Source organism: Nitrospirota bacterium, assembly GCA_016214845.1.
In the GTDB taxonomy this organism is placed as follows: Bacteria; Nitrospirota; Thermodesulfovibrionia; order UBA6902; family UBA6902; genus SURF-23.
On record JACRMS010000037.1, the window covers coordinates 18,758 to 43,240 of the forward strand.

Genomic DNA, 24,483 nt, shown 5'->3' on the forward strand with positions numbered 1-24,483 from the left:
AAATGGCGAAAGGGAATAACCCGGGATCAGATTATGTCTCTAAAAGATAAGGCATATCGTTTATTCAGCTACATCAGTCAGGTTTACAGTATTGACTTGCCTGTAATACGCGATGTTTCTGAATACAAGGCTGAATTGTGGTGGCAGGCAGACCTTATACATTCCGAGCAATGTAAGATTAAAGAATTCGAGTCTGAGGGCGATGTCTCAGAAGACGAAATAGGGGAAGTCATAGGTAGTGATGCATGGCTTTCCGTTATAAAAAGACAGTACGACCAGCCGCCGGATTTGCCGGAGATGTTGAAAGACTGGATCAATTTATCAATTAATCCGAACAAGAAGCCATCACCCAAGCCCTCTCTTCAAAAAATCATTTCTTTTGATACCGATAAAATACGAGTTGATGCTTTTGAAAAGTATAAAGAAGTACTTAGGGAATGGAAGGCATCTAAAAAAGGACCAATGCCAGGCATTCCGGAAATATTGAATGGCTGGCTTAAGGAGTTAAAGTCTGATGACGAAGAACAGTCGATAATCCCGGAGCAGAAATCTGAAGAAAAATTTGAAGATAATCTGTCAAGAGTGACAGCGCTTGACTCCTATATATCAGGTCAATGGACATTGTGGTCGCAGCGGGTATTGCCTCTATTCAGGGCAAATGAGCTATACGATCAATTATTTTCTCTACACCAAAGACTCAGTGTTGAGGGAGATCGTGTCGAAATTATCTGGGGACATGTTTTCTTAACGTGGAGATATAGTGAAGGCAATACTGTTTACCATCCTCTGATATTTACATCTATGAATCTTAACTTTGACCCTGAGCGTCGCCATATCTTTCTGACACCAAGTCAGACTATCCCTACCAAAGTAGACATGGAATGCCTTCAGAATCTTGAATATCCTTCTAAAGATGAACTGATAAAATTTGTTCTGAAATCCAATAATAATGACTTGCCGCCCGATGTCTGGAGTCATAATCAAATGAGGGGCTTTGCATCTACATTTACCGGTTTTATCAGCAATGAACCCGCAGAGATATCCAATCGATATTTAAATGAATTGACGTCAAAACCGCCTGCATTAAATTATCCGGTCATTTATAATGCGCCTGTTATTGTTGTTCGTGAAAGAATGCTACGCTTGTGGGTTGATGACGCCAAAAAGATTGCAGAGGCTGTTTATAACAATACTGACATACCACCTTTTATTAAATCGCTTATCGCCGACTCGCATTCTCAGGAATTACCCAATCCGAAAGATTATGCAGACCATAACATTAATATTGATGAGGACGAAGGCGAACTGCTATTACCCAAAGAATACAACGAACAGCAAGAGGATGTTGTCAAGAAATTAAAAAATCACTTTGGCGCATTAGTGCAGGGACCGCCTGGGACAGGCAAAAGTCATACAATCGCAAATATGGTTAGCTCATTACTGGCTCAGGGCAAGAGAGTTCTTGTTACAAGCCAGACAGAAAATGCTCTGAAGGTATTACGTGATCAAATCCCTCCTGAAGTACAAAGCCTTTGCGTAAGTCAATTAGGCAATGACACAGAAGCCAAAAGACAACTCAATGAAGCAGTTGATGCAATAGGCAAACGGCTTGCACAGAAAGCCAGCACAGTGATTGAGCAAAGAATTAAACGAGTTAAGGATGAATTGAGATCTACGAGAGAAGAACAGGCAAATCTCAGAAATCAGGTTAAAGACTGGGTAGAGTTGGATGCTTCTACGATCCGGATAGATAGTGAATCTTTCAGTGCGGTGCAAGCTGCTAAGGAATGTTCAGAAAACGAAAGAGACTATGCATGGTTTCCTGATAGGCTCCTTGAGAATGCTGAGCCTCCGCTTAATGAAGATGAAATTCTTGATATGTGCAGTCTTCTGAAAGAAATATCTCCTGAAGACAGAAAGTCATGTGCTCAATATCTCCCGTTGCCTGAATCTTTATTAAACTTTGAGCAGTTTTCTGAGAAAATTTTAAGATGGAAGTCTCTTTCAGCTATATTCGATGAAGCTGAAGAACTTCGCAATGGATGGGATGAGAAACTTTATCAGTCTCAATACGATGATATTCAAAGTACTATCAAGAAATTGGAGGAGGCATTATTATCCCTTCAGGATGCGTCACTTGCATGGCAGCAGAAGATATTGGAATTTATAATTCTTGAAGGTCGTCAAAATGATTACTGGCAGAGTTTCCTTGATAAGTGCCGTTCACTGAGAGAAGCAGCGTGGCAGGCATATCAGTCATTTCAAGGGTATGAAATAGAGATTACACAGGATTTACCTAATGCTTTGGATGTCGAGGCTGCTCTTGACGGTCTCAATCGTAGAAAGCCCACCAACTTTATTAATCAACTTTTATTGTCTAAACCGGCGAAGCTGATTTACAGGTCAATTAAGGTTGATGGTCATCATCTCAAAACAGAGGAAAGAATAAACGCAGTAAGGGCGTATTTTTCATATCATAATTGTCTGAGAAAAATAAAAACTATTTGGGGGCAGACCATTCAGGCAGTTAACGGAACGGATTTAACTCTTACGGGTGCAATGCCTCTTACTGAAATTGATGAAGGGATCAAACGTCTCTGTTGCCCGATTGACTGGAGAAATAATTATTTTGAAGACATAAAAAATACCCTGATGTCACAAGGATGTTGTCAACAAGGCTTATATAAACAGGATGTGTTGGAATGTGCTCTAAAGGTTTTGAATTGCCGGCTTGCAGAAATTGAGAAGAATGAAATCGAAAAAGATTTAAACGGATATTTTCAATTCTTAACAATAGAGGCTATAAAAAAAGATGCCCACATGCTATGGTCTCACTTCGCATCATCTGTGATAAGCAAGGATTTGGAGAAATATCGGGAAACATTTAATGAACTTACACGTCTACTAAAGTTACATAAAAAAGCCGAACGACTTGAACAGTTATCAGGAAGATTAAAAATAATTGCGCCTTTATGGTGTGCGTCTCTTGAAAAGAAGGCACAAAATATAGGGCAGGAGGCTTTAGAGAAAGGTTGGAAGACAGCATGGAGATGGAAACGTCTGAATGAATGGCTAAACAAACTCCATAGCAGAGAAAGCGTTGAAAGTCTTCAAACCAAACTTGGACGCGCCAGAAGAAAAGAGAAGGAATTAATAGTTGAACTTGTAAAGGAAAGAACTTGGCAGAGGCAGATTGAAAATGTGAAAGACCATCACTATAGGGCATTAGTTGCATGGAAAAATGCAATGGACAAGTATGGCAAGGGAACAGGGAAACAAGCTCAGCGTTGGCTTGCTGCTGCTGCTAAAGCAATGCTTGATGCTGTAGGAGCAGTTCCGGCGTGGATTATGCCGCTTCATAGGGTTATTCAATCATTTCCTGCGGAACCGGGAGTATTTGATGTCATTATAGTTGATGAAGCAAGTCAATGTGACTTGAGAGCCTTGTCGGTTCTTTTCAGAGCGAAAAAGATTTTGGTCGTAGGTGACCCGGAACAAATAAGTCCTTCAAATGTCGGGGTTGAAAGAGATAAGGTTTTTGCGCTAATACAACAATTTCTTTCTGATGTTCCATATAAGGAGACGTTTTACATTGATAACAGCCTATATGAAATCGCCAAAGCTATCCCGCGTATGGACAGAACTTTGCTTACAGAGCATTTTCGCTGCGTGCCCCAGATAATTGAATTCAACAACCATTTATGTCCAAGTTATGCAGGCAGGCTTGAGCCATTGCGTCAACCCAATCCTGATGAAATGCTCAATCCGCCTATTACAACTGTCTTTGTCAATAATGGATTTAAGAATAATAACGATGTTAATGAGCCTGAAGCAGAGGCATTAGTAGACATGCTTGTAACATGCTGCAAGGATGAGCGGTATGCAAGCGGTGGAAAGAATAACAGGAAGCGCACAATGGGGGTTGTATCACTGCTTGGAGAAAAACAGGCAAAGCATATTTCCGATTTGATTGCTCAATATATTGATGAAACAGAGAGAGAAGAACGTAAGATTATATGCGGTGATGCCTATGCCTTTCAGGGGGACGAAAGAGATGTTATGTTTCTGTCCATGGTAATTGCTCCAAATGCAGTTTTTTCAGCTTTAACTAAAGACTCTGACCGTCAAAGGTTTAATGTTGCCACAAGCCGCGCAAGAGACCAGGTATTTCTATTTCACTCTGTAAGACTGGATGATATAAGAAACAGCAATTGCGTCCGCCATGAATTGCTCAATTGGTATCTGAATCCTCCGTTAGCTGAGATGGAAGCAGGACTTGAGATATTGGAACGGGAAGCAGAATCTGAATTTGAAAAGGAAGTTGGACTTAGAATAATCAAAAGGGGATACAAAGTTATCCCTCAATTTAAGCCCTTACCTAACGACTTTCAATATAGAATTGATCTTGTGATACAAGGAAATAATAATCGTCTCGCCGTAGAATGTGACGGTGATCGTTACCATGGGCCGGACAAATGGGAACATGACCAGCGACGGGAAGCCCAGTTGCGTCGCGCAGGATGGAAATTCTGGCGTATCAGCGGGAGCACCTTTTATCGCAACAAGGAACAATCTTTAGAAAGCTTATGGCAGCTTCTTGTGGCAGAGGGAATTGAACCGGTTCTGTTTAAAGAGCGCTCGAAACGCATTGTAGCATCACCTACTGACAATCTTAAAGATAAACCAATCAAGGAAGATGTGAAAATAACAGACAATGACGAAACAGAGAAAGAAGATTTCTCTCCAATTCAAAACGCTACGTTTACTTTAACTCCACAGGAAAGCCAGACAAGGTCATTTAACAGGGACAAAATTCCTCCACTGTCTACTAACTGGAAAGTGTGGCTTGAGATTTCCGAATGGGGTAAGAAAACCATGTCTATAAGCGACTACTGGTGGGGATTTGCAAGCGATATCAGCAATAGATTGAAAGAGGGAAAAGCAATTACTCCTAAACAGAGAGAACATATGAGCAGATGCTGGAAGACTACTCATAAGCATGGATTTAAGGCTAAAAGATAAACGGGCGAAATTCATATAAGAAAGATGTATAATTTGTCTGTTCGTTCATATAATTTATTTGAGGTGATTTAAATGCACAAAAAAGACCTTAAAGTAATAGAGCATTTTAAAACCCTTGTATTTCAGAAAGTAAAAGTCCACGAGATCAGGGTGTTCGGCTCAAGGGCAAGAGGAGACGCTACTGAAGAGTCAGACCTTGATGTACTTGTCGTCGTTGATTGTCTTGATCATGAAACGGAAAAGTACATAAGCGATTGCGCATGGGAAGCAGGATTTCCTGAAGACATAATTATTATACCTGTTGCGATAAGCCTTGATACTTTAAAAAACAGTCCTCTGAGGGAGTCTGTTTTTATAAAAAATGTCTATCGTGAAGGGGTAAGTGTATGACCGAAGACAGACTTGCACTCATAAGACACAGGCTCAAGCAGGCAGATGATTCAATGGATGAAGCTATGGTGCTTCTTAATGAAGGCATGAGTTTGCGTGCTGTTATGAACCGACTGTATTATGCGATGTTTTACGCGGTATTAGCTTTATTACAGGAAAGACAACTCGGGACTTCAAAACATATGGGAGCGATTTCTCTTTTTGATAAGGAATTTATTAAATCAGGAATACTCAATAAAGACATGTCCAAGACATTGCACCGTGCATTTGAACTCAGACAAAAGGGCGATTATATGGAAGAGGCTGAAGTTACAAAAGATGATGTTGACGAAATGCTGCCGAAGGCCAAGAATTTTGTCTCAGTTATAAAAGAATATCTTATTAAGAAAAGATAGAGTCCGGGAAGGATTTCATTTATGGAAATCAAAATCAACAAAAGCACATTATCCCTTGTCGAAGGCGACATAACAAAGCAGGACACGGAGGCGATTGTAAATGCCGCGAACAAAACTCTTCGCGGGGGAGGAGGAGTTGACGGAGCTATTCATCGGGCGGGCGGGCCGAAGGTCCTTGAGGAATGTATAAAAATAGGACACTGCGAGACAGGCGAGGCCGTGATAACGACAGGGGGAAATCTCAAGGCCAAATATGTGATCCACACAGTGGGACCGGTTTACAGGGACGGGTTGCATCGTGAACCTGACCTTCTCCGTAACGCGTACAGCAACTGTCTGAAGCTGGCTTCATCAAAGGGTATCAGGAGCATCGCATTCCCATCGATCAGTACCGGAGCGTACGGATATCCGCTCGAAGATGCGGCGGTGATCGCATTGAAAACTGCGGTTGCATACCTCAAGGAACATTCTGATATTGAGGTTGTCCGTTTCGTGTTATTCGGGCAAAGGGACCTTGAGGTTTATGAGAGAAATTTAAAAACAGTGACGGGTAACGGGTGACGAGTAACGGGGAAAAAGTTATTTCAAATACTGTATTCCGGCTGCTTTGTCCCGATGTTTTCAATATTGGCAGTAAGTTTACGGTACACGTAAGCGGAAGCCACAAGGGAGGCCGGAAGTGTTGCAAAGAGGCCGACGAGCAGGCATAGTACGCCGATCAGATTAATTAACCCGAGCAATAATCCGAATAAGAACAGGTCCCATTTCGCGTCTTCAGTGGCTTTGCCGCTTGCCTTAAGCGCCTCTATGGGGCCGAGTCCCTTATCGACGACGAAATATGGAAAAAGGCTGAACTTGGTCCCCCATATAATTCCGGGAACAATTAATAACAAGATCCCCCCGATAATGATCAGGTAATAAACAACAGACCCGGCGATGAAGGTAAGCAATAAATTGAAGGAGGAAAGGAGATCGTCGATCTCCGGCTTTTTGCCGTCGCAGAATTTAAGGCCGACTGTTATAAAACCCATTTGCACCAAAAAACCCAGGACCCAGCTCGCAAGATAAAACGCGGTACTTACAACAGGGGAGTTCTCACGCATGATATTTGCAATTATCACCGGGAGATTCTCAATGAGAAAGGCGGCTATAAGAAACACGATAAAGAACCCTATATTTTTCTTCATCGTGTCCCACCCGAATTTTATTGCAGCTTCGGCAGAGAATTTCTTTTCACGTATTGTGTTTTCCACGTTGAAACTTTATCAATGAAAGAAAATTATGTCAATCGGTTTTAGTCTTTTAAAACCACAGAGAGCACAGAGACAGTTAAATTAAATCCATCCTTACTCTTACATGCCTCAGCTTTTTTCGCAAAAGTTTTTTTAATCTGTGTAATCTGCGAAATCTGTGGATTGAAATTTCTTTTTTGCGTCATCTGCGGCAGGCTTTGACAAAATCCTGTATTTTCCACTAACATAAAAACAGTCCAATGCGCTCCAGACAGTATATGATTTACCACAAAAGATTTACATTTTTCTCAGGAGATAATTGAAAGATTGAAGGTCGAGATGATAGACACCCACTGTCACCTTGAGATGGAGGAGTTCGACAGTGACAGGGACGAGGCCTTAAAACGGGCTGAAGAAGCGGGAATAAAATACATAATAAACGCAGGCTCCAACTGGCAGGGCAATATCAAAGGCCTTGAACTGTCCCGCAAATATCCGCATATATATTCCGCAGCAGGCATACATCCCCATGACGCAAAGACACTCGATGACATTTTATTTAATGAACTGATGCAGTGGGTAAAACAGCCGAAGGTCATAGCGGTGGGAGAGATCGGACTTGATTACCATTACCTGCATTCCCCCAAGGGCGTGCAGATCGAGGCCTTCAGGCGGCAGATAGGCCTGGCGCGGGAGGCAGACCTTCCCATCATAGTCCACAGCAGGGAGGCAAAAAACGACACCATCCGTGTGCTTCGTGAAGAGGCAAGCAATGTTACCGGGGTGCTCCACTGTTTTTCCGGCGACATTGAAATGGCCCACAAGGCAATGGAGCTTGGCTTCTATCTTTCAATCGCTGGGCCGGTCACATTTAAAAACGCGAAGACCCTGAGGGAAATAGTCGCATTCATCCCGGATGACTTCCTGCTAATAGAGACGGACGCCCCCTATCTGGCCCCTGCGCCTATGAGGGGCAAAAGGAATGAACCGTCTTTTTTAAGATATACCGCGCAGGCAATAGCGGAGATCAGGGGGATAACCGCAGAGGACCTGTTCCGGATCACGACGCTTAACGCGATGAGGCTTTTTAAGATAGGGAAGATAGCGGGGCAGGGGGAAATAGCCTACCAGATAAGGGATTCGCTTTATCTTAATATTACAAATAAGTGCACGAACAAATGCGGCTTCTGCGTCAAGTCACGCACGAGTTATGTTAAAGGACATAACCTGCGTCTTGAAAAAGAGCCTTCCGCGCTTCAGGTCATTAAGGCCATCAAAGACCCTAAAGCGTATAAAGAGATCGTCTTCTGCGGGATCGGCGAGCCCCTTTTGAGACTCGATATCGTGAAAAAAGTTTCCGCATGGGTAAAGCAGAACGGCGGGAAGGTCAGGATAAACACAAACGGGCAGGGCAATCTCATTCACGGCAAGAATATACTCCCGGAGCTTCAGGGCATCGTTGACAGTATCTCCATCAGCCTTGACGCGGAGGATGAGAAAAAATATGACAAGATCTGCAGGCCCTCCATCAAAGGCGCGTTCAAGGGAGTTTTATCATTTGTAAAGGAAGCGGTGAAGATCATCCCGGAAGTCAAAGTCAGCGTGGTCAAGATACCGGGAATTGACGTTGACAAGTGCGCAAGGCTTGCTGAAGAACTCGGCGTGGAATTAAGGATCCGGGATTTTGACATGGTCGGTTAGTCATTAAATAATTTCGGTCCTGTTTCTGCCTTTATGTTTTGCCTGATAAAGGGCCTTGTCCGCTTTATCGATCAGCTCCTTTTCCGTTTGCACCCCAGCAGTGTAAGAGGTGATCCCAAGACTTATGGTAGCTCCAAGCTTTTCCTCAACAGCAGACCGTATCCTCTCAGCTATTTCATGGGCCTGCGACGGCTCTGTTTCGGGAAGCAGGATGAGGAATTCTTCTCCGCCATACCTGACGGCAAGGTCGATCTCTCTTATGTCCCCCCGTATCAGGTCTCCGAGATCGGTAAGCAGTTTGTCCCCGGCAGTGTGCCCGTAGGTATCGTTATATTTCTTGAAATGATCCAGGTCCAGCATGATAATGGAAAAATGTTCGCCGACACGTCTTGCGTGGGCAAAGTTCCTCGACATCACTATCTCCATAAAGCGCCTGTTGGCAAGACCGGTAAGAGGGTCATGGAGCGATAATCTCTTTGTCTCTTCGTAGAGCCTTGCATTGTCAATCGCAATCCCCAACTGGTTTCCTATTGATGCGAGTAAATTTATCTTCTCATCTTCTATATCGAAGTCAGCCTTGAGATAAAGATACAATACCCCAACGACTTTATCCTTGGCCTTGAGAGGCACGATGATATGCCCGTGAGGGGCCATACCGCGGTACTTGACTGTATGCCTGCTGTCATGTTCGGAATTCTTTGAAATAATGATCTCTCCTGTCCTGACAGCAAGTCCGCAAAGGCAGTCGCCGACTTTTATATTTTTGTGGAGGTCCAGGAAGCCCTCAGGATGTCCGAGGTGCGAGACAAGTTTCATCTTGTCTCCTTCAACAATAAGAATCCCGCCCTTTCGCTCAACATCGAATATATCAAATTCCGTGACAGTGTGAAGGATGATGGAGAGTAGTTCGTCTATGTCAATGGTACTGCTGATTGTTGAAGAGATATTGTTAAGAACCATCATGTCGGACTGTTTTTTTCGCAGGTCCGCCTCAGCAAGTTGACGCTTCTTCTCGCTCCGGGTCAATCGTGCGGAAGAAAGTACTATCCCAAACAAGCCTGTAATCCATATGCCGGCGTGAAACAGCGCCAGTCTGGACCCGGTCATGCGTTCGGTTTTGCGCAAAGACTTCATATGGACTGAAACGCTGATCCCGCCGCGGACATCCCCTGCCTTATATCCTTGTTTAGCATGGCAGGTAAGGCATTCTTTCGTGGTAATCAGGGGCCGCATCAGACGCATGACCTCTTCTCCCTCAATGAATTCTACAGAAGCGACCTCTTTTTCACCGCGCTCAAAGGCCCGCAGCGCCCCGGCCTCCCAGGAATCAGGGACATTTTTAGGGTTAATGGGCCTCAGGCTGGTGATGTGTCCATGCGCATCATGCTCCTTATCCGCAAGTTCAAAGACCTCGCGTGTCATATAAGCCGGGTTCATCAAGGTCAGCATCTTTCCTGACGGGGTCATGATATCGCGTTCAGGAATTTCCGATAAATAGGGGTTGGGCTGTGTCTCTTCAGTAACTGGCACGTAAACCCCGCCGTGCATGGCTGCCCAGCGGCGGTAGATAATGTCTTTTTTGTAGGACTCTCTGGCGTGAATGACTGCCATTTCCAAAGTGTCCTGCCTTGCTTTCAGTAAATTCCAAATTAGGGAAGCAGACAGTCCCGCTGTCCAGATTATTACTATAATCCAAACATACTTTTTAAAACTGATACCGGTGGGTTTAATGTTTTCAGTCTCGCTCATGATAGTTTGCCGGGAAAGTGAAATTGATCTGTCTGAATTAATAAATGCATCTTAAAGTATATATATCACTTTTCGGTTTCATTTGTAAGAAGCTCTATGTTTTCAGAAGATAATCGCGGAGACAATTAATATTCAATCTTTTCAAGGAACAACCCGCACGCCCGCGCTGTCGGCCCGGCAAGGCCCCTGTCTTTTGATCCAAGTATCTCCTTCATTCTCGCTGGAGAAAGTTTGCCCAGGCCGATCTCGACAAGTGTCCCGGCAATGTTTCTTACCATATGGCGGAGAAAGGCGTTTGCCTGTATGCTTATTTTTATAACAGGCGCGTCGAATTTGAAACCGATAAATTCTACGAATGGCAGATCAGATATTTCTATATTGTGTATGGTCCTGACAGGATGTTTTGAACTGCATCCCGAGGCGCGGAAGCAGGCAAAGTCGTGTTCTCCGACAAGATAGTTCGCGGCCTCGCTCATCGCTTCACAATTCAGCCTGTACGGCATGTTCCATGAATATCTTTCCAGGAACACGGAATAAGCTCCTGTCCTTGAAATGATATACGAATACGTTTTGTTTTTTGCGTCGTAGCGCGGATGAAAATCATGCCCGCATTCTCCGGCATTTATCACCCTGATGTCCCGGGGCAGATTGCCGTTTAAAGCCTTCAGGAAAACCTCAGGTTTCAGAAGAGATCCTGTCTTGAAAACCGCTACCTGCTCTAACGCGTGAACACCGGCGTCAGTTCTCGCCGCCCCGTTGACCCTTGACCGCTCCCCGGTGATAATGTATATCGCTTTTTCCAGGAGTCCCTGTATCGCGGTCCCGTTTTTTTGCACCTGCCAGCCGGAGTAATTTGTCCCGTCATATTGCACTGTAATTTTGATGTGTCTCATGGCTGTTATATTAACAAAAAGATATTTGATTGACCATGAAAGCATTCTTTAAATCAGTGTGATAAAAAAGGGCTGGAGAAATCCAGCCCTTTTGGGGTTCGTTGTAATTAAAGATACTTTACGCTACGACGTTTACCTGCTGGACTGTGCCCGGTGTTCCGTCTTCATTCAGAAACAGGCCCGTTGTCGCGATTTGCCCGTTGAGATTATTTCCGCTGTCTTTTAAGTCGAATGTTGAATTTGCGCTTGCAAGATAGATCGCGCCCACATTGATTTCTATCAGTGTGTTCAGGTTGTCATTTCCCTCAGCATCTTTGGTCCATAACCTGAGTTGTTCAAAGATTGAATCATTCTCGTCGATCCAGTTGTTTTTGTCCTCATCATATTCAGCAAGTTCACCGAAACCATTTCCGGTTTGCGGGCCGAAGAGTTCTTTCCCGTCATTGACCCTGCCGTCATTGTTTTTATCAAGGACGAGCAGGCCGCTGCCGGGTTTCACGAATGAGATATTGTCGTCATCTCCGTCAGCATCGATGTCAAAGTCAAACTTCGTGCTGCTCAGGTCTGCTGCCGCTCCTGAAAAATTGATCACGATCGGATCGGTCAAGGCCGCGTCCCCTGCCCTTATGTTAATTGTCTGCTGCGAAGAGTATTCCCATTGCATTTTCAGTTCAAGGGAGAATTTAATTTCCAAGCCGTCCGCTGTTTTTATAACGCCTTCGGCGCTGAAGGACATCTCCTGGTATTCGTAATAAGATTCGGAGCTGTTATAGACAGCGCCCCATCCCTGGCCCTGCGCTTGCTGGACTTCCTGTCCGGCCTCTTGCGTCTCTTCTGATGTCTCCGCGTCCTGTCCGTCAGAGACCTTTGCGAGGTCTGTTATATTTATTTTTCTGCCTGTAAGCGCCTCGACGATCAGTTTTGCAACAAGGAGGTTGCTGTCTGTGTCAGTCGTTGAAAGGTCTTCATCAGCTTGTGAAATATCATGACTTTTCTTAAGATGGTTTTTGGCATCCTCAGTCAGTGTGATATTGTCTTTTACATGGTGAGAGTTTTGAGGAGTCCGGGGACCTTGCTCGCCGGTCCACATGCGCAGGTCTTCGCTCTTTTCATGCCGCTTAACCTGCGAATGCGCGGATGACATTAATATGTTTGAATTGTCAATTCTCATTTCTTGCCCTCCCTGGGTTTATTTCATCTACGTCCTTGATTATCTATACGGAAAATTAAGGAAAATCTTTAACCGGACAGGGGTGGTCCATGGAGCGTCTGCTGACGTCCGCTGTATAGATTTTTTTATAAGGCAACTTATATAATTTAAGTGCGTAAAAACAGTCAGAACTCATTCAAGGCTTTTTCCCGAATAAATAATATTTTTTAGAAAAGGGCGATAGAGGGTCCAAGGAGAAAAATTATGAATGTTACCGTGAAGAACCAAAAGCTCAACAGATGGATTAGTGAAGTGGCAGCGCTCTGTCAACCCGACGATATTTATATATGCAACGGGTCCAGGGAAGAATATAATCAAATGATCGAAACGCTGCTTAAAAGCGGCATAGCCATTCCGCTCAAGAAACGCCCCAACAGTTTTCTCTTCCGCTCTGACCCCAGCGATGTGGCCCGAGTTGAAGACCGTACATATATCAGCACTTCGTCAAAGGAAGAGGCAGGCCCGACAAACAACTGGGTCGGTCCCGGGGAACTGAAGAAGATCATGCTGGACCTTTATAAAGGATGCATGAAGGGACGCACCATGTATGTGATACCTTTTTCAATGGGGCCTATCGGCTCTCCCATCTCAAAGATCGGCATTGAAATATCAGACAGTCCATATGTGGTCGTCAATATGCACATTATGACCCGTGTAAGCTCAAAGGTTCTGGAATTGTTGGGCACTGACGGTGAATTCATCCCATGCCTGCATTCTGTAGGCGCTCCGCTTGAAAAAGGGCAGAAAGACACCAGGTGGCCCTGCGCGCCCATTGATAAAAAATACATCAGTCACTTCCCTGAAGAGAACCTTGTCTGGTCTTACGGCTCAGGCTATGGCGGTAACGCGCTTCTCGGGAAGAAATGTCTGGCCCTGCGCATTGCCTCAGCCATGGCCAAACGTGAAGGCTGGATGGCTGAGCATATGCTGGTCCTCCGGCTGACAAATCCCGCGGGAAAACAATACCACATTGCGGCCGCGTTCCCGTCTGCATGCGGTAAAACAAACCTGGCGATGATGCAGCCGTCCATACCCGGCTGGAAATGCGAGTGCATCGGAGACGACATCGCGTGGATGAAGGTCGGCCCGGACGGGCGTCTTTATGCCATCAATCCTGAAAACGGTTTTTTCGGAGTAGCTCCCGGCACATCATACAGCACAAACCCTATGGCAATGGATACATTGAAGGAGAATGTTATTTTCACGAACTGCGCCCTGACCGACGACGGAGATGTCTGGTGGGAAGGCATGGACGGAGATGAGCCGTCACACGCTATCGACTGGAAAGGACGTGACTGGACTCCTGAGAGCACCGAAGAAGCGGCCCATGCGAACGCGCGTTTTACCGCTCCGGCATCACAGTGCCCTGCAATATGCAAAGACTGGGAAAAGCCGGAGGGCGTACCTATCGACATTTTTATATTCGGCGGACGCCGCACTGATGTTGTGCCGCTGGTGCATGAGGCGTACAACTGGGACCACGGAGTTTTTCTTGGCGCTACCGCCGCATCCGAGACAACCGCGGCGAATATCGGCGCAGTGGGCAACCTCAGGCTCGACCCTTTTGCAATGAAGCCGTTTTGCGGCTACAACATGGGCGACTATTTCCATCACTGGCTTGATATGGGAGACAGGCTTGGCAGTAAAGCCCCGAGGGTCTTTTATGTCAACTGGTTCAGGAAGAGCGCGGACGGCAAATTTTTATGGCCCGGTTTCAGCGACAACAGCCGCGTGCTGAAGTGGATGTGCGAGCGCGTTGACGGCAAGGTCGGGGCCCAAAATACTCCCATAGGTTTATTGCCCAATGAAGGAGACCTTGACCTCAGCGGACTTGATATCTCCCCGGCGGACATGAGAGAGCTGATGAGCATAGACATAAATGCATGGAAGTCGGAGATACCCGACATCGAAAACCATTTCTCAATCTTCGGTAACCGCCTGCCCGAAAGACTCAGGAAGCAGCTCCGTGAGTTCATACAGCGCCTTGGATAGTTTTTTGCCACGAATATGCACAAATAGACACGAATTAACAAAAGAAATGAGAGATTCAGATTAAGCCGGAATGACATCAATTAAATTTTCGAGATATTCGTGGCTGATCGACCAATATGAATTTTAATATGCAAAAAAAGACGCTGGTCAATGTGCTGGGCGTGGTGTATGCCCACGTTAAGACCAGTGACGGCGGGGACCTCTATATAACAAGGTTCGCTGAGAAATATCTGAAGCACTTCGACACTCCGAACTGGTATGAAGCAGACTGGTTCAACGCACACAAAGTTAGGCTGAAAGGCACAGGCTCTGTGCACAGACTGCCGACAAAGGAAGTGGACGGCGTGAGCCTTGACCTGGTTGTCAAGAACTGCCGCGTGGGAGAGGACGTCCCTCTGGACACTCATACGTTACAGGAATTTTGCGACGCAGAGTTCAACAGCCCGTGGGAGGAGTTTTCCCTGGTCATGGAGATGAGGGAAGGGCAATACGGCCCGAGAGAACTGAGAATAAACACTCAGCGCCCAATGGTCATATACGTCCCGCCGGACAAAATGCAGATGTGGCAAAGCGGCAGGTCCAAGGCGAAGATCAACCGCATACGCGCAAAACATCCCGGCATAGACATCGATATCCTTAAACAGTACAAGATGATCTATGAATGGATAGAAGGGCACAATCTCCCGGAAGTCTTTGTACACATAAATGTAGACGATTACGAGCGCGTGCATCATCTCAAAACGCTCAACAGGCTGGTCATGTCAGACCTTGATAAAAAGGGATATTTAGTCGCCGACATGAAACCTGAGCATATTATCATCAGCGAGCAGGACACAAAACGAATTATTGAAATAGGACAGCCGCAGACCATAGATTCCGCGAAAGAACAAATATACTACCTCTACAATCTTATCAATATAGGAAAATATTCCCTGGTTGACTATGAACTCCTCCTGCGCACTCCTCATCATGAGGATGAGGTCAAGGATTCCAGAAGGCATTCCTACCTCGATGATCAGCGCGACCGCTTCATCCCGACTCCCATGCCTGATCATTTGACCACTATGGAGATCTTCGGCGAGCCTTATATCTACGGACACGCGGAAAGCACAGGCGGGCATCTTTGGGTTGTCGGAAATAACGCCCGCCTGTTCGACTATTTCCTCCCCGAACGCTGGAGAAAAACCCCTTCCATCAGATTGTCCGAGAACAAGGACATATTTTATACAATCACGAAGGACAATATTCATCTTGTCTGGGAAACTTCAAGGGTCGGCGAGATGCCGGATGAAGAGGGAGAGAGATATAATCCGAAGATACTCAAGTTCGGCATAAACAGCCCCTTTGAGGAATTTTCCATCGCCCTCAAGTTGAACCAGCTCGGAATACCCTGTGTCTACGTAAGGGCGATATACATGACAGGCACTTCAAAGATCGAGGTGTCAGCGGACATCAGGAAATACGAATCACACAAAAATATTTTAGACCCGGAAGGCAATCCCATCCTGCAGGAAAACCACAACTACATCACCATCCGGGGTTACTATAACGGCCCCGATCAATGGGTTGCCGAACAGAAGGGCGCGCTGTATGTTCCCGTAGATCTTTCCAAGGCAATCAAAAGAGGGCTCATCGATGAGACCCAATGCCGGATGCTGCTGAAAAAGGTAAAAGAGAATCTCATGGACGTGAACTATGACGGTTCACTGTTAAAACTCAATGACCTTCTCCTGGCCGTCAACAGCAAAGGCGAGATCGTGAAAGACAGCTCCGGCAACACGCTGGTCATAATCTGTAATTTTGAGCTGATATGGAAGATTACGGAAACAAGTCCCCTGTAAAACCCACTCCGTCCCAACCTTAAACAGAGTCTGTCCATAAACTCGAACCTTGAATCGTCATTCCCGCAGTCTGTTGAGCGGGAATCCAGTCTTTCTAATATGTTCTGGATGCTCGATTAAGGATTTCGGGCATGACGAATTTGAAAACAGGTAATTTATGGACAAACACTAAATAGCTTTCCCGTACGATTAAGATAATCAGTGCTGGATAAAACCAGCCCCTTTTATTTGTGCAGAGTTGAACTGCGCTGCAATCGGTGCTATATTTTTTACAAATGATCAGTCAGGAGGTAAGAAATGAACTTGCACGAAGAAATAGCGAAGGTCGCGTATGAACTCTATAAAAAAAGCGGCGTTGACGGCAGGGACTTTGAGAATTGGCTTGACGCTGAAAGGATAGTGCTGACAAGACATGCCAGCCAGGACATAGAGGAGCCCGAAGGAGAAGAACAGATCTTTGCGGAAGAAGGGATTATCGAAGAGGTTGAAGGAACAGCTCCAATGTTCGCAAGACGGGAAAAAGAAGATTTTGCGACCGTAGTTGAGGAGATGGAGGTCCATAGCCCGGCCCTTGGCACGAAAGAAGACATCGCGATAAGGACAGAAAAAATCAGGCCCTCAAAGAAAGCTGCCGCAAAAGGTAAAAAACTGTCTCCAAAGAAAACAGGTCAGAAGAGCAGGGAAAAGTATTTCTAAGAAAAAATAGAGTCATCTTCAGGCACACTTCCCTGGACAAGCCTGCGGTAGGTACGTCCAACATCTGTCACAACTATATCAGCGTGACTCTTGCCTTCAGATGGCTCTATACGTATTGTGCGATGCCCCCAGGTGATCAGACTCTTGAGCTCTTTTTAAATGCGGGGTGCTTCGGCAGATGCTTCAGGCGTTTCCGCCTTAACTTCGGGGAACCGCTCACCGCATCCGACTCCCGCGCCCTTATTCGATTTGCTTGGTTCTCAGGCTTAATCTACACCAGGGGATCGCAAGCTTATCTCTTAATCTATTATAACTCTTTTTATATGCCGGGAACACCTCTATCCAAACCCATTTTTTTACCATTTCAATTATTGACTTTTAAAAAATATATGCTACGCTTTGCTTATTATCAGAGAAACGCAGAGTAGTTAATAAAGGAGGTGGCAAAGATTGAAAATACTAAAAGTAGTATTGCTGTTTATTGCAGTTTATGGGCTGTTTTTTTCTTTGGCGCATGCAACGGGCGATGCAGCCAAGGGCAAGGCACTTTTCAATGACCCAAAGTTTGCCGGCGCTACTACCGGAAAATCCTGTAACTCCTGCCATCCGGATGGCAAAGGCCTGGATAAAGCCGGCGACAAACATGAGTTTAAAATTATGGGCCATACCCAGAAGAGTCTTGAGGAGGCAGTGAATTCATGTATCGAGGGCGCTATTAAAGGCAAGGCATTAGATCTGTCCTCAGTCCAGATGAAAGATATGGTCGCTTATATCAAGTCGTTAAAAAAACACACGGAGTAACAAGCTGACGGCAATAAACGGAACAGCCACCGCCCTTTGAAAAGATGAGAATGATTTTAATATTTGGAGAAAATGTTTGACGATTTTTTTGCCGGGCTGGAGACACAAAAACAGGAGAGCATGGATGAGAAACATCCTGCGACGGTCACTCTTTATTGCAATTATCTTTTCAGTGTATTTTATCTCCCCTGCTGCTGCAGCTGAACCTTTCACGTTTGACGGATCAACACAATTCTTATGGGGCGACGACCTTCTTAATGACAACCAGACTATTCTTGCGCAATATCTGAGATTCAATTACAGCCCTGAAGGCAAGAAATATCGCGTAGCAGGCTATAGCAGGTTGTGGGAGGATTTCAGCGGGGGGAGGACCAGAGACGACGATCTTTCGGGGAGGCTTTACTACCTTTATTTTGACTACGCCCCAAAAGAGGACCGTTCCATCCGTTTTGGCAGGCAGTTCGTGTCTTTTACAGCCGGGTCATCAATGATAGACGGATTGACTGTTGAAATACGCGACCTCGGCCACATAGGGATAACACTTTCAGGCGGCACAGACGTGACATACTCGCTTGACTCCGACCACTCAAGGCTTGGCAATTACTTCACAGGAATTGACATATTTCTTGAGAAAGTTGAGTCTGCGCAGTTAGGTGTAAGTTATGTAAGAAAGTATGATGACGGGGAACGTGCCAGGGAAGAGTTCGGGCTGAATGCCAGATACCATTATAAGTTGCTCAGCCCTTACACTGAATTGAGATACGACTGGCTCTCTGAGGCCTTTGACGAAGCAACCGTCGGGGTCGACTTTTTCCCTATCAGTTTTCTTATGATAAAGGCAGAGTTCTACCACTACTACCCTACTTTTGATTCAACCTCTATCTACAGTGTCTTTGCAGTAGATAAATATCAGGAATACTACATACGCGCACAATACAGCCTTGAAGACACCCCTCTGGTCCTGTCTGCCTCATATGTGAAGCAGTTGTATGAAGACAGTGAAACGGCGGACGTTTATGTTGCCGGGGCAAACTTCAATCCAAATGACAAATTCCTGATCAGCGCCTCTGTTGATTACAGAAACGGCTACGGCGGAAATCTTTGGGGGGTTGAGGTTTATGGAGATTACAAACTCCGTAAAGAGCTGCTCCTCTCCGCAGGCGCCCAGTATGATACCTACAAGAGGCCTGATAATGCGGACGACGACTATGCGCAGCGTTACTGGGCAGGCGGACAGTGGATATTAAACCCAAAGACCTCGTTAGATGCCAGATTAGAAGCTAATATCAACGAAAACTTTGAACATAATCTTCTGGGGAGAATTGCCCTGAACTGGCAATTATAAAATACAGGAGGAGCGTGTGTTAAAAAAGACCGTACTCGCCATAATCTTCATTCACATTATGACCTGTTATTCGTGGGCAGTCACCCGTCATACGGATTATTCCACGGGGATGGAAATAAAATACTGTAACGAATGCCACATAGTTAATGATGTCAGCCCCAACCACAGCTCTATGTGGATGATAGAGCACCGGCTGCTTGCAGAAAAGAAACCCAGGACCTGTGATGAGTGCCACCAGAAATCATTCTGTATTGATTGTCATAAAGGCGGCGGAATAGACCGGGACCTCCACGCCTCGAATTCAGGGCCGGACTATAAGCCAAGGTCTCACAGGAGTGACTTCCGGGAGATACATCCCATCAAGTCGTTTGATGATCCGGGGACCTGCAAGCGGTGCCATGATTACAACAAGTTCTGCAATGAATGCCACGACAAGTTCAACCGCACTGACCTGAGAGTCCTTTCCCACAGGAGGGGATGGTCGGAGCGTGATGTGAAAGCGGGCGGCCCGCAGCATTCAATCTTTAACACTTCACAGTGCCAGACATGTCATCCAAACAGCCTCCTTCCAAAGCACGAGTGGTCTTCATCACATGCAAGGGAAGCAAGGAAGAACCTCGCTTCATGCCAGGCATGTCATCCTGAAGGAGATGTCTGCATGAAATGTCACAGTGCGGCGAGCGGTCTAAGGGCAAATCCGCATCCGGGAAACTGGAGCAGGATATCCGGAAGGCTCCGCAACGCAAGTGATAGCAGGTCGTGTAGGAAATGTCATATAACAGTACCTTAATAACACTGTTAAACGGAGGATAATAAAATGCTCAACAAGCTCAGGATATTTACGCTGATCGTAATTTCAGCTTATGCCGCATTACTCGTCAATGGCTGCGGAAGCGGCAGCAAAGAACCAGGCGCAAAGGGATCGATTGCTGTACCGACCGAGGTTGGCTCTGAAACCTGCACGAACAACTGTCATGCACTCACCAAAGATATCACAGGCACATCCATTGCCACTGCATGGGCCGCTACCACGCATACTACAGTTCAGGGTGTGCAATGCGAGAACTGCCACGGGGGCGCGAGCTTACACTGGGGGATTGGTCCTATGCCGTATCCCGCGCCGCAGGCTGCAAGGTGCCTCACCTGTCATGACGGCAGCAAGGCTGAAGACAAGACAGCTTTTCTTGACACAACACACGGCAATTCCAATCTGACTCCGGACAAGACCTTCTCTCAAATAGCGACCTCTGCTGACACCGGCAAACACATCGAAGAATGCTCGCGCTGTCATAATCCAAACCAGAAGTTCGTGTTCGATACCGCCGGGAATATGGTCAAGCCCGCCATTGACGATCTTCAGGCCCCACAGGTATCTTGCGCCTCCTGTCACGATGCACATCAGCCGCAGGCCATGACGAGGGTCCCTCAGCGGACTGATCCTGTGTTCTACCCCGTTTTCAGAGAATTCGTTGTAAATTCCGCAGGGGCGCAGGACAGCGCCGGTACAGAGTTTGTACCTGTTATCTTTCAAGCTAACGGAGTTGTTGAAGCCAATGGAGTCATTGATGCTACAAACGTCGTCAATAATAACAACGAGCTTAGTGTTGAGAAACTCTGCGCCTCGTGTCACACTGTGGGGACATACAAGAACAGCGGAGGGGCCACGCACCAGAGTGATATCTATACCCAGTGGACCCAGTCCGGGCATGGCGATCGGTTTGCTGCACCTTTTGCCGAGTTCTCCGCTAATCCGACATTCTACATCCCCGGCGTCGACACCTCTCACAAGTCCTCATATCCTATAGATATGGCGATATCCAAATTCGTAACAGCCGGTCCGGCCAATACGACACAAAACGCCGGGAACAACAACTTCAAATGCTTCAGATGCCATAATGGCCTGGGATCACGCGCCCATCAGGATGACATTCAGGGCACATCAGAAGCGCCTGTCATCTTTGGCGATGAACCGGTGATATGCATAACCTGCCATGACGCGCATACCAATGTTGAGGGACAATCAAAGAACACCCGGAAGCCTGTGGTAATGACCAGGTATGAGGAAACAGCTTCATCAACTGCGGCAGCGTTGACGTTCTCAGGGAATGTATTTCTTGACAACACCCCTGTCCCGGCCGAAACAGGCAATGCTACCATTTGCGTTTTCTGCCACCAGGGACGTGAATCAGGTTTTACTCTTTTCAAGAGAAGACTTGCGTCAGACGGCACGATGACCGGCACTTTTTTAAACGAGCATTATCTCGGGACCGGCGCAATGCTCTGGGGGAGAAACGCTTATGAATACCCCGGCAAGCTATATGGAGCGGTGGTTGAACATCAGCAGACCAACTGCATCGGCTGTCATATGGCTGAAGGCAGCAGGGCAGATGTCGGCGGCCATACATGGAAGCCGGTCTCAGATGATGACGTGGTGGTAAACAGCGCGACCTGCAACACCGCTGCATGCCACGACGGCAGGGTGCCTACCACAAACTCCAGCGGTGAATTCGACAATTTCCGTGATACCGTGCTTGATCCTGTCAATGATTACGACGGTAATGGAATTGTGGAGGGGATCCCGGTGGAGATCGCCAATCTCTCGATTCAGTTGAAGGACCTTCTCCAGGCCAATGGCGTTTTCTATAATGATCTCAAATACCCTTACTTTTTCACAGACGGAACATTCACTACAAACTTTACAGCATGGACGCTCCCAACCCACAAGGCAGCATTCAATTTGAACTTTGTGATCAAAGGTCTGCCCTCACAGGCAACCACCCAGGTAGGCGAGCCGAACCCGTCCGCGGCAGTCCATAACTTTAGATATAACATCCAACTCCTCAGGGATTCCTACGACAACCTGCAGGCCAATGGTGTTGGCGGCCAGGCTGACCGCAGCAGCCAGCCGCGCCCCTCGGGAACACGCGATGCAACTAACTACGATCCGCAGCCGGGAGGAGGATACAACCCCAGACAGTAGTGTGATTGAATCGGGCAAGTATGTTTTCGTGACATATGTTGTTATGCTCTGCATTATGCAGGCGTTTGCATTATCGCAGGCAAAGGGAATGACAGAAACTATGCCGGGACCCGGGCCGGAAACAATAAAGCTCCCTGGACCGAAACATGACAGTAAAATCTCTATCGAAGAAGCCTTACTTAAAAGAAGGTCGGTCAGGAGTTTTAAGGACAGCCCGCTGACGCTTGCAGAAGTTTCGCAGCTTCTCTGGGCCGCACAGGGGACTACAGGTTCAAGGGGCCTAAGGACAGCGCCTTCCGCAGGGGCACTCTATCCGCTTGAGGTTTATGTTGCCGCAGGGAATGTGGATGACCTGCCGGATGGAGCTTACAGGTACAACCCGAATAAGCATGAGTTAGTGAGAGTCGCAGATGGCGATAAAAGAATGGAATTGAGCAATGCAGCCCTCGGCCAGCCATCGGTCAGGAATGCCGCGGCAGTTATAGTCTTCTCTGCTGTTTATGAAAGAACAACAGTAAAGTATGGCGATAGAGGAGTACAGTATGTATTTTTGGAAACCGGCCACGCGGCCCAGAATGTTTTTCTGCAAACGGTCCCGCTGGAGATTGGAGCAGTAGTCATCGGGGCCTTTTATGATGATAAGGTAAAAAATGTTTTGAAGATGTCTGACAGCGAACATCCGCTTTATATAATGCCAGTGGGGAGAATGAAATGATGGACCATTTCACTTTCCTGTCCCGCTCAGCCTTATGCCTGTAGCCCGCTGACCCTGCCAAGGCAGCATAACCTGATTTGAACTATTTGCCGTGATGAGATATCGACCTTTGAATAGTTTTTCACAAAAATATAAAATAGAAGGCTGAAATAATTCCCGGAGGTAAATATATGGAGAGCGTTCTGAAAAAAGTGGAAGAGCTTGCATTGCTCCATGACAGGGTAGATCCGAAGTTCGTCAAAGAAAGAAACATCAAGTTGGGACTGAGAAACGAAGACGGTTCAGGTGTCTTCGCTGGCATCACGAGTAAAGGTCAGGTCATAGGCTATGAGAAGATCATATCAGGGGAAGGCGGGGAAAAACTCAACCCCATACCCGGGAAGCTGTACTATTGCGGCTATGATGTTGAAGACCTGGTAAGGGGAAAAGAAAGCGAGAGCAGGTTCGGGTTTGAGGAAACGGTCTACCTCCTTTTGACCGGGCAGCTTCCTTCAAAAGAAGACCTGAAAAGCTTTTCAAAGGAAATCGGGAGAAGGCGTCCTCTTCCCGCGGAAGCAAAAAAGATAATACTCAACAGGCCGAAGCATGACGACCAGATGTGTTCGCTTCACACTATTGTATCGGCCATGCACCTCTTTGACAAAGACCCTAATTCTATTGATATCAGGGACGTGACAAGACAGTGCATAGACCTGATAGCGAAGTTCCCGACGATCATAGCGTACAACTATCAGAAGAAACTGATGAAGAGGAATGATTATAAAAAACTGATAGAGCCTGACCCTGACCTGAGCGCCGCTGAAAATTTCCTGTACATGCTGTCCGGCAAGGCGCCTGACAAGTTCACAGCAGAGCTCTTTGACACCATGTTGATATTCCACGCCGAGCACGGAGGCGGCAACAACTCCACCTTCTCTACAAGATGCGTCTCATCATCAGGCGCGAACACTTACATGGCGATATGCGCGGGGATAGGCTCTCTTTCAGGACACCTTCACGGCGGCGCCAATGAGGCCGTAGTCAGTATGATAAACGACATCAAACGAAATGTTAAAGACTGGGAAAGCGACGAAGAGGTCAGGGCTTACCTTCTGAAGACCCTCGATAAAAAGGCAGGCGACAAGTCCGGGAAGATTTACGGACTGGGACACGCGGTCTACACATTGTCAGACCCGAGGGCGGTGTTCCTTGAGGAAAGGGGAGAAGAGCTTGCAAAGCTGTATGGGAAAGAGAAAGAATTCTCGCTATACAGAATAATTGCAAAGGTGGCCCCGCAGCTTGTCAGGGACAAGAAAGGAAAAGTCGTCTGCACTAACGTCGACTTCTACTCCGGTTTTGTCTACCAGTGTATGGGAATACCCAAAGAGCTTTTCACCCCGATATTCGCGATGGCAAGGGTCTCAGGATGGTCGGCCCACAGGATCGAGGAAATAATACAGGGAAGGATCATCAGGCCCTCATATGTTTCGTCTTTAAAAGGGATGAAGAATTATACGCCGCTGGCCAAGCGGTAATTCAGGA

At 46.5% G+C, this 24,483-nt stretch carries 18 protein-coding genes; 14 read left to right on the top strand and 4 right to left on the bottom strand.

Features of this window, described 5'->3' with window-relative positions; translation table 11 throughout:
* Positions 1-33: 33 nt before the first annotated feature.
* The 4 genes from HZB61_13850 (at position 34) to HZB61_13865 (ending at position 6,368) form a co-directional block, all read left to right on the top strand.
* Positions 34-5,022: an AAA family ATPase gene (locus HZB61_13850; GenBank protein MBI5057693.1), complete on the top strand. Its 4,989-nt coding sequence runs from the start codon at positions 34-36 to the stop codon at positions 5,020-5,022.
* A 72-nt stretch (positions 5,023-5,094) separates the two neighbouring features.
* Positions 5,095-5,412 (top strand): nucleotidyltransferase domain-containing protein, encoded by a 318-nt coding sequence (locus HZB61_13855; protein ID MBI5057694.1) that lies wholly within the window; start codon positions 5,095-5,097, stop codon positions 5,410-5,412.
* Complete coding sequence (locus HZB61_13860) at positions 5,409-5,807, top strand: HEPN domain-containing protein (protein ID MBI5057695.1); 399 nt, start codon at positions 5,409-5,411, stop codon at positions 5,805-5,807. Before HZB61_13855 ends, HZB61_13860 begins: the two co-directional genes overlap by 4 nt.
* A gap of 21 nt (positions 5,808-5,828) precedes the next feature.
* Positions 5,829-6,368, top strand: coding sequence for an O-acetyl-ADP-ribose deacetylase (locus tag HZB61_13865; GenBank protein MBI5057696.1), 540 nt, complete (start codon positions 5,829-5,831; stop codon positions 6,366-6,368).
* 23 nt (positions 6,369-6,391) lie between these two features.
* On the opposite strand, the gene HZB61_13870 is transcribed toward HZB61_13865, so the two are convergent.
* Complete coding sequence (locus HZB61_13870) at positions 6,392-7,060, bottom strand: hypothetical protein (protein ID MBI5057697.1); 669 nt, start codon at positions 7,058-7,060, stop codon at positions 6,392-6,394.
* A 318-nt stretch (positions 7,061-7,378) separates the two neighbouring features.
* Here HZB61_13870 and HZB61_13875 point away from each other — a divergent pair, with 318 nt between their 5' ends.
* Positions 7,379-8,740, top strand: coding sequence for a YchF/TatD family DNA exonuclease (locus HZB61_13875; protein MBI5057698.1), 1,362 nt, complete (start codon positions 7,379-7,381; stop codon positions 8,738-8,740).
* A 3-nt stretch (positions 8,741-8,743) separates the two neighbouring features.
* On the opposite strand, the gene HZB61_13880 is transcribed toward HZB61_13875, so the two are convergent.
* The 3 genes from HZB61_13880 to HZB61_13890 all read right to left on the bottom strand — a co-directional run bounded on the left by HZB61_13880 (position 8,744) and on the right by HZB61_13890 (position 12,553).
* A complete protein-coding gene (locus HZB61_13880; GenBank protein MBI5057699.1) occupies positions 8,744-10,489 on the bottom strand; it encodes a diguanylate cyclase in 1,746 nt (581 codons plus the stop codon).
* A 125-nt stretch (positions 10,490-10,614) separates the two neighbouring features.
* Complete coding sequence (gene truA / locus HZB61_13885; protein MBI5057700.1) at positions 10,615-11,382, bottom strand: tRNA pseudouridine(38-40) synthase TruA; 768 nt, start codon at positions 11,380-11,382, stop codon at positions 10,615-10,617.
* 118 nt (positions 11,383-11,500) lie between these two features.
* Positions 11,501-12,553 (bottom strand): hypothetical protein, encoded by a 1,053-nt coding sequence (locus tag HZB61_13890; protein ID MBI5057701.1) that lies wholly within the window; start codon positions 12,551-12,553, stop codon positions 11,501-11,503.
* Between the two features lie 243 nt (positions 12,554-12,796).
* Here HZB61_13890 and HZB61_13895 point away from each other — a divergent pair, with 243 nt between their 5' ends.
* The 9 genes from HZB61_13895 to HZB61_13935 all read left to right on the top strand — a co-directional run bounded on the left by HZB61_13895 (position 12,797) and on the right by HZB61_13935 (position 24,476).
* Positions 12,797-14,584: a phosphoenolpyruvate carboxykinase (GTP) gene (locus HZB61_13895; GenBank protein ID MBI5057702.1), complete on the top strand. Its 1,788-nt coding sequence runs from the start codon at positions 12,797-12,799 to the stop codon at positions 14,582-14,584.
* A gap of 128 nt (positions 14,585-14,712) precedes the next feature.
* A complete protein-coding gene (locus tag HZB61_13900) occupies positions 14,713-16,425 on the top strand; it encodes a hypothetical protein (GenBank protein ID MBI5057703.1) in 1,713 nt (570 codons plus the stop codon).
* Positions 16,426-16,722: 297 nt separating this feature from the next.
* Positions 16,723-17,121, top strand: a complete 399-nt coding sequence (locus HZB61_13905) for a DUF2934 domain-containing protein (protein ID MBI5057704.1) — start codon at positions 16,723-16,725, stop codon at positions 17,119-17,121.
* A 450-nt stretch (positions 17,122-17,571) separates the two neighbouring features.
* Complete coding sequence (locus HZB61_13910; GenBank protein ID MBI5057705.1) at positions 17,572-17,922, top strand: hypothetical protein; 351 nt, start codon at positions 17,572-17,574, stop codon at positions 17,920-17,922.
* Positions 17,923-18,046: 124 nt separating this feature from the next.
* Positions 18,047-19,267, top strand: a complete 1,221-nt coding sequence (locus HZB61_13915; protein ID MBI5057706.1) for a hypothetical protein — start codon at positions 18,047-18,049, stop codon at positions 19,265-19,267.
* A 16-nt stretch (positions 19,268-19,283) separates the two neighbouring features.
* On the top strand, positions 19,284-20,057 hold the full coding sequence (locus HZB61_13920; GenBank protein ID MBI5057707.1) for a cytochrome C: 774 nt from the start codon (positions 19,284-19,286) through the stop codon (positions 20,055-20,057).
* 27 nt (positions 20,058-20,084) lie between these two features.
* On the top strand, positions 20,085-22,247 hold the full coding sequence (locus HZB61_13925; protein ID MBI5057708.1) for a hypothetical protein: 2,163 nt from the start codon (positions 20,085-20,087) through the stop codon (positions 22,245-22,247).
* A 100-nt stretch (positions 22,248-22,347) separates the two neighbouring features.
* Entirely contained in the window at positions 22,348-22,962 is a 615-nt protein-coding gene (locus HZB61_13930; GenBank protein ID MBI5057709.1) for a SagB/ThcOx family dehydrogenase, read from the top strand.
* Between the two features lie 170 nt (positions 22,963-23,132).
* Complete coding sequence (locus HZB61_13935) at positions 23,133-24,476, top strand: citrate synthase (protein ID MBI5057710.1); 1,344 nt, start codon at positions 23,133-23,135, stop codon at positions 24,474-24,476.
* The last annotated feature ends 7 nt before the right edge of the window (positions 24,477-24,483 follow it).

Bases quoted from the DNA above. Each gene is read 5' to 3' on its own strand.
- HZB61_13850 (MBI5057693.1), top strand. From the start codon at position 34: ATGTCTCTAAAAGATAAGGCATATCGTTTATTCAGCTACATCAGTCAG.
- HZB61_13855 (MBI5057694.1), top strand. From the start codon at position 5,095: ATGCACAAAAAAGACCTTAAAGTAATAGAGCATTTTAAAACCCTTGTA.
- HZB61_13860 (MBI5057695.1), top strand. From the start codon at position 5,409: ATGACCGAAGACAGACTTGCACTCATAAGACACAGGCTCAAGCAGGCA.
- HZB61_13865 (MBI5057696.1), top strand. From the start codon at position 5,829: ATGGAAATCAAAATCAACAAAAGCACATTATCCCTTGTCGAAGGCGAC.
- HZB61_13875 (MBI5057698.1), top strand. From the start codon at position 7,379: ATGATAGACACCCACTGTCACCTTGAGATGGAGGAGTTCGACAGTGAC.
- HZB61_13880 (MBI5057699.1), bottom strand. From the start codon at position 10,489: ATGAGCGAGACTGAAAACATTAAACCCACCGGTATCAGTTTTAAAAAG.
- truA (MBI5057700.1), bottom strand. From the start codon at position 11,382: ATGAGACACATCAAAATTACAGTGCAATATGACGGGACAAATTACTCC.
- HZB61_13890 (MBI5057701.1), bottom strand. From the start codon at position 12,553: ATGAGAATTGACAATTCAAACATATTAATGTCATCCGCGCATTCGCAG.
- HZB61_13895 (MBI5057702.1), top strand. From the start codon at position 12,797: ATGAATGTTACCGTGAAGAACCAAAAGCTCAACAGATGGATTAGTGAA.
- HZB61_13900 (MBI5057703.1), top strand. From the start codon at position 14,713: ATGCAAAAAAAGACGCTGGTCAATGTGCTGGGCGTGGTGTATGCCCAC.
- HZB61_13905 (MBI5057704.1), top strand. From the start codon at position 16,723: ATGAACTTGCACGAAGAAATAGCGAAGGTCGCGTATGAACTCTATAAA.
- HZB61_13915 (MBI5057706.1), top strand. From the start codon at position 18,047: ATGAGAAACATCCTGCGACGGTCACTCTTTATTGCAATTATCTTTTCA.
- HZB61_13925 (MBI5057708.1), top strand. From the start codon at position 20,085: ATGCTCAACAAGCTCAGGATATTTACGCTGATCGTAATTTCAGCTTAT.
- HZB61_13930 (MBI5057709.1), top strand. From the start codon at position 22,348: ATGCCGGGACCCGGGCCGGAAACAATAAAGCTCCCTGGACCGAAACAT.
- HZB61_13935 (MBI5057710.1), top strand. From the start codon at position 23,133: ATGGAGAGCGTTCTGAAAAAAGTGGAAGAGCTTGCATTGCTCCATGAC.